Source organism: Methanobrevibacter sp. (assembly GCF_017539065.1).
Classification (GTDB): Archaea; Methanobacteriota; Methanobacteria; order Methanobacteriales; family Methanobacteriaceae; genus Methanocatella.
In genome coordinates this window covers 62737-70187 of the sequence record NZ_JAFYHP010000028.1, presented here as the reverse complement: position 1 = coordinate 70187, position 7451 = coordinate 62737, and the positions used below count along the sequence as shown (strand labels likewise).

The window sequence follows — 7451 nt, the reverse complement described above, 5'->3', positions numbered from 1 at the left end:
CAAAACAAACAAAAAACGAAATTATTATCGTAGAATTGAAAAAAGAACAAAAATTATTGATAAAAATAAAAGAAGTTTAAAAAAAAGAAGTGAAAAGTAATTATTTAATTACTTTACTTTTGATGATTTCCACCCTTTTAAGTGGGTAGATTTTTTTAGCTTTGTGGTAAATTTCAGATGCTAACTTACCGTTTACACAAACTTGCACTAATTCATCAAATGATCTTTCAGCTGCTGCTTCGATGAGTAAATCTTCAATGGTTTTTCTCATGTATCTTTGTTGGGAAGATTTAGCCCTTCTGGTGGTTACAGCTAAAACTTGTAATTTTAATTTACGGTCATCTTTAGTTTTTACAATTGAAGAAGCATCGATTCTTGAAGTTCCTCTTCTAATCATACTTCTTACGTAATCTGTAGTGGTTTTGTGACCTGTGAATTTGGTGTTTGCCACATTTCCTGCTACATTATCAATTTCAAATCTGAGTTTAATGTATTGTTTAGAGAAGTCTCCTGTTAATTCTCTCATAGTAACTTCTACGCCTCTTCCAATGAGAAGTTCCGGGTCTTTTGCTGGAGTTTCTCCAATTTCTTTATCTTCAAAGTTCACTGGTGTTTTAATAGTATACCAGGACTTTTCTTTCCATGTATCACGTACTCTACGTCTTGCTTTTGCTTTTGCCATTATATCAATCCTATAAATTTAATCTATAATTTTAGCGTTTACGCCATTAAAATTTAAAACTAGTCTTAACTAAACTGTAAAAATGATTTTAAAGAATTATAATTTTACAATCGTTAATTCGACTATTGTGAGTTATTCTCACGTTAATTTAAGAAAATATTTTTAATAAAGTTTTAATTTTTAAAACCCGCCCATAAAGGTTATAATTACATATTTTATTCATGATATATAAATATTATTAAAAAATGAGAAATACTTCAAAATTTTAAAAAAAATAAAAATAATAAATTTTCAAACAATATATTAGATATTTACGAAAAACAACTTATTGGGCTTAGATTTAAAAAATAAGCTCTTAAAATAAATATTGTGAAAATTTTACAATATATTAAAAAATATATAAGATATTATTTTTGCATGAATTCAACATGATCAATATATCTTTTTAAGACATCACAAACAGGACCTTCATCCATGACGAGCTTGATATTTGCATCTTCAGCTTTGATTTTTGATTTGAATCCATATTGAACGGAAATTAAAACATCACAATCTTCACATGCTTTAATTACTTTTCCACCTTGATGTTTTGAATCTTCAGCTATTTCCACATCTCTTTGCTCTACAAATTTTAATTCATCTTCATAATCATAGATAAATACTGACTTTCCTCTACCAAGGTGCAAATCAACATTTTCGCCATCTGAAGACACTACAGCCAAACGCATTTTAAATCCTCCCTTATTATATAATTATTATATATTATACTTCTGCACCATCTAATGCATGATTACACATGCAGTCTGTGCTATCATCAACATTTTTAATAAAGTTATATATTAGTTCAAGCAAATCCGCTTCCTTTTGTGAAACCATTTCAAATACTTCATCAATTGTCAATTCATCATCCGAAATTCCGGATGCATAATTGGACACGATACATATTGAATTGTAACAAATCTCCCTTTCACGGGCCAAAGTTACTTCAGGAACCCCAGTCATTCCAACTAAGTCCCCTCCAAGCATTTTGAACATTTTAATTTCAGCGGGAGTTTCGAATCTTGGTCCTTCAGTGCAAACGTAGGTCCCTCCCAATATCACATCACCGGATTTATCTAAAATATCGCGCAAACTTGGGCAATATGGTTCAGTTACATCTATATGTACTACCTTATCTTCATAGAAAGTTTTCGCCCTATCCTGTGAAAAATCTAAAAAATCGTTAGGTATGACGAATGATCCGGGAGGCATTTCCTCATTCATTGAACCGACTGAGTTAGTTGCAATTATTTTTGTAACGCCAACATTTTTTAATGCGTCAATATTGGCTCTGTAATTAATCTTATGTGGAGGAATAGAATGACCTGAAGCATGCCTAGGGATAAAAGCTACTTTTTTAGAACAGATGTCTAAAATAGTCACTTCAACATCACCATAATCAGTCTTAACTAATTTGCTAGTGCAGGAATCGGCATTTTGAGTAATTTCATATACTCCGCTGCCCCCAATTATGCCTATCAATTTAATCATCCTTTACAAACTGATAATGGTCTGACTTTTGCAACAAGCTTTGCAATTCCTGTGCTGTCAGAAACCCTAACAACTGAATCTACATCCTTATAAGCGCCAGGTGCTTCTTCTTTGATTACATGTTTGCTGGTAGCTTTGATTCTAATGCCTTTTGAAGCCATGTCTTTTGTGATTTCATCAGCATCGAAATCCTTTTTGGCTTTTGAACGGGACAGAATTCTGCCTGCACCATGAGCTGTAGAACCGAATGTTTCTTCCATTGCAGTTTCAGTACCGCATAAGACATATGAAGCGGTTCCCATTGTTCCCGGAATTAATACCGGTTGGCCCACTTCTCTGTATTTTTCTGGAACTTCTTCTCTTCCAGGACCAAATGCTCTTGTTGCACCTTTACGGTGAACCAATACTTCTTCTTCACGATTGAAAACCTTATGAGTTTCTAATTTAGCAATATTATGAGCCACATCATATACAATATCCATTTCCATGTCTTTAGCAGATTTTCCAAGGACCTCTTCAAATGTTTCTCTTATCCAGTGAGTCATCATTTGTCTGTTTGCCCATGCATAATTAGCCGCTGCAGCCATGGCTTGAATATAATCTTGTGCTTCTTTTGAATCAAGTGGAGCACAAGCTAATTGTCTATCTGATATGTTGATTTTGTATTTTTTATAAGCTTTATCCATTATTCTTAAATAATCTGAACATACTTGGTGTCCGCAGCCTCTTGAACCTGAATGAATCATGATTACTATCATTCCTTTTTCAAGGCCATATACTTCAGCTACCTTTTCATCAAAGATTTCATCAACAATTTGGACTTCTAAAAAGTGATTACCGGAACCAAGGGACCCTAATTGTGGAATTCCTCTTTTTTTAGCTTTATCAGACACAATACTTGAATCGGCATCGACCATTCTTCCATTTTCTTCCAAGACTTCCAAGTCTTCAGGCCATCCATATCCATTATTAACAGCCCATTCAGCCCCATAATCAAGCACGTCATTAATTTCGTCTTTTTCTAGTCTGATTTTTCCTTTGCTTCCTACACCTGAAGGGATATTTTCAAACAGTTTTTCTGTTAACTCGTCCAAGTGTTCTTCAATATCCTCTAAGGTCAAATTAGATTTAATCAATCTGACTCCACAGTTAATGTCAAATCCAACTCCTCCCGGGGAAACGATACCGTTTCTTAGGCTAAAAGCTGCCACTCCACCAATTGGAAATCCGTATCCGAAGTGAATATCAGGCAACCCTATTGAGTATCTTTGAACACCTGGAAGACAAGATACATTGACTATCTGTTCAACAGCCCCTTCCTCTAACTCGTCAAGGTATTCGTCTGCTATATAAAATCTTCCAGAAGCTCTCATTGATTTATTATAAGTTCCCGGAATTTCGTAAACGTTATCTCTAACTTTTTTAATTTCATCTTTAATGCTCATAGTATCACAAAAATATTATGTTTTAATATATGGTATCGGTATTTAAATAAGGTTTTGGTAAAAATTATTTTCTAAATAATGCTGAAATTCCAGCAATGAGTAAAAAAATGGCGCTTATTACATTAATATATTCAGATCCAACAATTACAAACATTGTTGCAATGATAAAGCCCACGCCTGCAATTTCAGGTTTTTTCCTTACATAATATGTTGAAACCAAACCTAAAATGGAAGCAATAATTGCAATTAGGCCTAAAAAAGGGGTGTGTGATATTCCAACACTTTCTAAAAAGATCAAGAAAGACCCGGAAAATATTCCGATGATTGAGCCTATTACACCCATTATCACTTCAAAAGTTCTTGAAACAATTTTAGTTCTTTTCATATTATATATTATATTATTATATAGTATTTAAAATTTATAAATCAACAATTGCCTGAAGTTCTACACAGTCTGTCTTTTTAACATCCATTTTATGAAAAGTTATCGCCTTAATTTCCGTTTTTCTCTCATGTTTATTCCAATCAATCTCTTCTCCTTTGATTTTAGCTTTCAAATGGAGATTACCATCAATTTCTACATGAAATTCACTGAATAACATGAATTCGACTTCATGGTAAAACAATAACTCTTCCAAATAATCATACAATAGGGATACTTCATCTTCTGAGGTAATTTCAAATTCAATTTCTTTTAAAGCGTCGATATTGGAAGTATCTGATATTATATTAAAAATAGCCACCCCTGCATTTTCAAACGCATCGTTTAAATTTTTTCCATATGCTTTAAGGCCAACATCTGCTGTCGCTTCAAAATACTCATATCTTTTCATGATGATTACCCCAAATAATACTTTTCAAATGCTCTCACTCTTTGCTTATATATGTACTTTTTACAATTTTAATTTAGTGATTAAAATGTTAGGCAATAATGACACCACAATTCAAGTAGATTTAAGGAAAAAAAGTTCTTTTAAAGACGAAATAATGTACAGTAATTTAGATATTCAATCTTGCATGGTAGTGCTTGTAGCAATAACAGCATTACTCTTATCTGTTATTTCAGTTGTAGCAGCTCAAGCTCCAGTTGTTTAAATTGGAACTAGAATGCCAAACCCTTAGTTGCACATTAGACTATGAGCTTACCATGCAAATACTCTAATGTTTAAACTAATTTCCTCGTACAGGAAAACTATAAATCATAGTCATCGGGGTTGAAACGCAAAATGATCTCACGAGAATTTCCCACAGCCCCTTTTCCTGTATATTTGGTATCTATTAATCTTACAAATTCTAACTTATCTATGGCTCTGTTAAATGAAGCATAGCTTGAGCCAGTTCGTTCTTTATATATTTCAGATAATTCGCCTGAAGTATGCATCCCTTCAAACTCAGAAATTAATTTTAAAATTTCCTTTTCGGAATCATTTAATGACTTTAATGTTTCAGATACATTAACCGGCACTAAAACATCGATTGCTTTATCAAAATGTTCCTGAGTGATTTGGCGACTTGCATCAGCCTCTGCAATGTTTCCGCAAGACCTTAAAAGATTAATTCCTATTCTTAAATCTCCATTTTCCAATGTGTACATTGCAATTTGTTCAAGTATATCATCCGGTAAGACATTAGGGAAAAATCCTGCTTTTGCACGTTCTTTTAAAATTGCTTCTATTTCAGAATAAGTATATAATGGGAAAATTATTTCTTGAGGAATAAATACAGTATTTACATTTTTATCAAAAGCATATTTGAATTCCAAATCAGACAATATTGCAAAAATAGAAGATTTTACTCCAGGATATTCTTCATATGCTCTTAGCAAGTCATAAACTACCTTATTAGCATTTTTTGATTGGAACAGATAATTAATATCGTCAAGTGCTACAACCAGCGTTTTTTCCTTTTTTTGAAGATTTTTCATGATTTGATCATAAATTCTTGAAAAAGGAACTCCAGTTTCAGGAGGAATATGTCCAAACAGTTTTTTATAGATTTGTGAAAAGATTCCAAAACGTGTAGTGTGCAACTGACAGTTAATATAAACACATACTACTTTTTCTGTGTTTTTTTCAACTAATTCGAATACCTTTTTCATTGCTGTTGTTTTTCCTGTTGCTGGTGAGCCTAAAACAGTAGCATTTGATGGTTGTCCCCCTCTCATGGCAGGCCTTATTGACATTGCCATTGCTTCCATTTGTGTATCCCTGAAATTAAAGCTTGGAGGAAAGTAATCCGGATCAAAAGCATTTATGTTTTGGAAAAGACTTTCATCAGCCATCAAAATATCTTCTATTCCCATATTATCATATTATATTTTTAATCATTATAAAAGATTTTTATCACATAGGTTTATGATTTTGACATTCTCATTGTCAATTATCCATTGTGTGAGCTTCTCTGCATAAACCAACTTTTTCTTTTTAAAATCATCGGCCGGAGCAAGTTCAGTTTCGATGTTTGGTCTTGAATATTTGGTTACAACATCCCCAAAGTCCATTCCTGCAAGGGTTATTTCACTGGCTCCTAATGCGACCGCCAAAAACAAAGCCCTGTCGCCGTCTGTGAAACCTCCGAAATTGTAAAGGTTTCCGACAGGTTGTGCTTGTGTAGTTCCTAAAACGCTTGTGAAGAATGGGGTTAAGGTTGCAATCTTATCTATGTTGTCCCCGTGAGCATGAATTACGACATTGGCTCCCCTGACATCGGCTAAAAGAATATCGTCAAGGTTTCCATCCAAATCGGTTGCGACTATATCAGGTGCGATTTTCTGCTCTATCAAGGCAGTTGTTGCTCCATCTGCTGCAACTAAAACATATTCCTTCAAATCATAATTTTCTTTTAGAAATGTCACATGGTCCTTTAGAGAGGGACCTGCGCCGAATACTATGAATTTATCTGAAAAACCAACAATTGAGCTTAAATCATCTAAAGTTAAGCATCCTTCTGTTGATAAGATTTCATCCAATAACTTGGCAGATTCCTCATCATTTTCACGTGAAAATCCAAAATCTTCAAGAATTTCCATATAATATTTTTCCCAAAGTCCAAATTCCATATTTAAACCTCACTATGTTATATATAAGCTTTTAATTTGTTAAATATTTATTGTTTATAAAAATTAAAAGTTCATTCATTGACTAACTTTGCCTCATGGCCGGTAATATGAACATATAAATTGTTAATTTGCCTTAGAGTAAAACCAACCATAAATGCGGATATTACTGTCCCTATATAAACTGCTCCAAAAATGTCTGTATACCATAATCCGCACATTATAAGAGCTGTCGTAACAACTGTAGCATCAAAAGCTATTTTAATTGTTGAAAATCTCCAGTTTGTTACTATGGCTATTGCTTCTACACATCCTTCACCCGGAAGGGGTGCGATATTTGCGGGCATGTAAATGAATATCCCGAAAGCTATTAGGAATATGCTGATTACTAAAAATAGGCACATCATTAAAATGGATCCGTCAAATGGCACAAATGAAACTATATATAGCGCAATGTCAATGAAATATCCGAACAATACACAATTGATTAACTGAAGCAGCCTTCTTTTGTGAAACCTTGAGCGCAAAATGAAGAATTGTATTAAAATCAGAGCCGCATTAAATAGAAATGTAGTTGTTCCAACACTTAAATTTGTTATTAAAGCAAGTGCATAAGCAATCGAGCTTATTGGAGTTGTTCCAAGAGTTGATACTATTGAAAACGCCACTCCAAATGACATTATAAACAATCCGATTACAAATAAACAAATCCTTTTAATCATTGGAACACTTCTAAAAA

At 33.2% G+C, this 7451-nt stretch carries 10 protein-coding genes; 1 reads left to right on the top strand and 9 read right to left on the bottom strand.

From position 1 onward, the window contains the following. Positions 1 to 100: 100 nt before the first annotated feature. The 6 genes from IKS50_RS07910 to IKS50_RS07885 form a co-directional block, all read right to left on the bottom strand. Positions 101 to 682, bottom strand: a complete 582-nt coding sequence (locus tag IKS50_RS07910; protein WP_292848039.1) for a 30S ribosomal protein S3ae — start codon at positions 680 to 682, stop codon at positions 101 to 103. Between the two features lie 407 nt (positions 683 to 1089). After that, positions 1090 to 1410, bottom strand: a complete 321-nt coding sequence (locus IKS50_RS07905) for a NifB/NifX family molybdenum-iron cluster-binding protein (protein WP_292848037.1) — start codon at positions 1408 to 1410, stop codon at positions 1090 to 1092. 34 nt (positions 1411 to 1444) lie between these two features. Continuing rightward, the gene (gene mtnP / locus IKS50_RS07900) at positions 1445 to 2203 is read right to left on the bottom strand and encodes an S-methyl-5'-thioadenosine phosphorylase (protein ID WP_292848034.1); all 759 of its coding nucleotides are present in this window, start codon (positions 2201 to 2203) and stop codon (positions 1445 to 1447) included. Between the two features lie 5 nt (positions 2204 to 2208). Next, positions 2209 to 3657 (bottom strand): RtcB family protein, encoded by a 1449-nt coding sequence (locus tag IKS50_RS07895; RefSeq protein WP_292848031.1) that lies wholly within the window; start codon positions 3655 to 3657, stop codon positions 2209 to 2211. Between the two features lie 64 nt (positions 3658 to 3721). Then, positions 3722 to 4042, bottom strand: a complete 321-nt coding sequence (locus IKS50_RS07890) for a hypothetical protein (protein WP_292848028.1) — start codon at positions 4040 to 4042, stop codon at positions 3722 to 3724. 34 nt (positions 4043 to 4076) lie between these two features. Continuing rightward, positions 4077 to 4490: an archease gene (locus IKS50_RS07885; RefSeq protein WP_292848025.1), complete on the bottom strand. Its 414-nt coding sequence runs from the start codon at positions 4488 to 4490 to the stop codon at positions 4077 to 4079. A gap of 85 nt (positions 4491 to 4575) precedes the next feature. Here IKS50_RS07885 and IKS50_RS07880 point away from each other — a divergent pair, with 85 nt between their 5' ends. Further along, positions 4576 to 4752, top strand: coding sequence for a hypothetical protein (locus tag IKS50_RS07880; protein WP_292848022.1), 177 nt, complete (start codon positions 4576 to 4578; stop codon positions 4750 to 4752). A gap of 97 nt (positions 4753 to 4849) precedes the next feature. On the opposite strand, the gene IKS50_RS07875 is transcribed toward IKS50_RS07880, so the two are convergent. The 3 genes from IKS50_RS07875 to IKS50_RS07865 all read right to left on the bottom strand — a co-directional run bounded on the left by IKS50_RS07875 (position 4850) and on the right by IKS50_RS07865 (position 7434). Further along, complete coding sequence (locus IKS50_RS07875; RefSeq protein WP_292848019.1) at positions 4850 to 5959, bottom strand: ORC1-type DNA replication protein; 1110 nt, start codon at positions 5957 to 5959, stop codon at positions 4850 to 4852. Positions 5960 to 5983: 24 nt separating this feature from the next. Next, entirely contained in the window at positions 5984 to 6715 is a 732-nt protein-coding gene (locus tag IKS50_RS07870; protein ID WP_292848016.1) for a 6-hydroxymethylpterin diphosphokinase MptE-like protein, read from the bottom strand. A gap of 71 nt (positions 6716 to 6786) precedes the next feature. Further along, positions 6787 to 7434, bottom strand: a complete 648-nt coding sequence (locus IKS50_RS07865; RefSeq protein ID WP_292848012.1) for a YitT family protein — start codon at positions 7432 to 7434, stop codon at positions 6787 to 6789. Positions 7435 to 7451 lie beyond the last annotated feature (17 nt).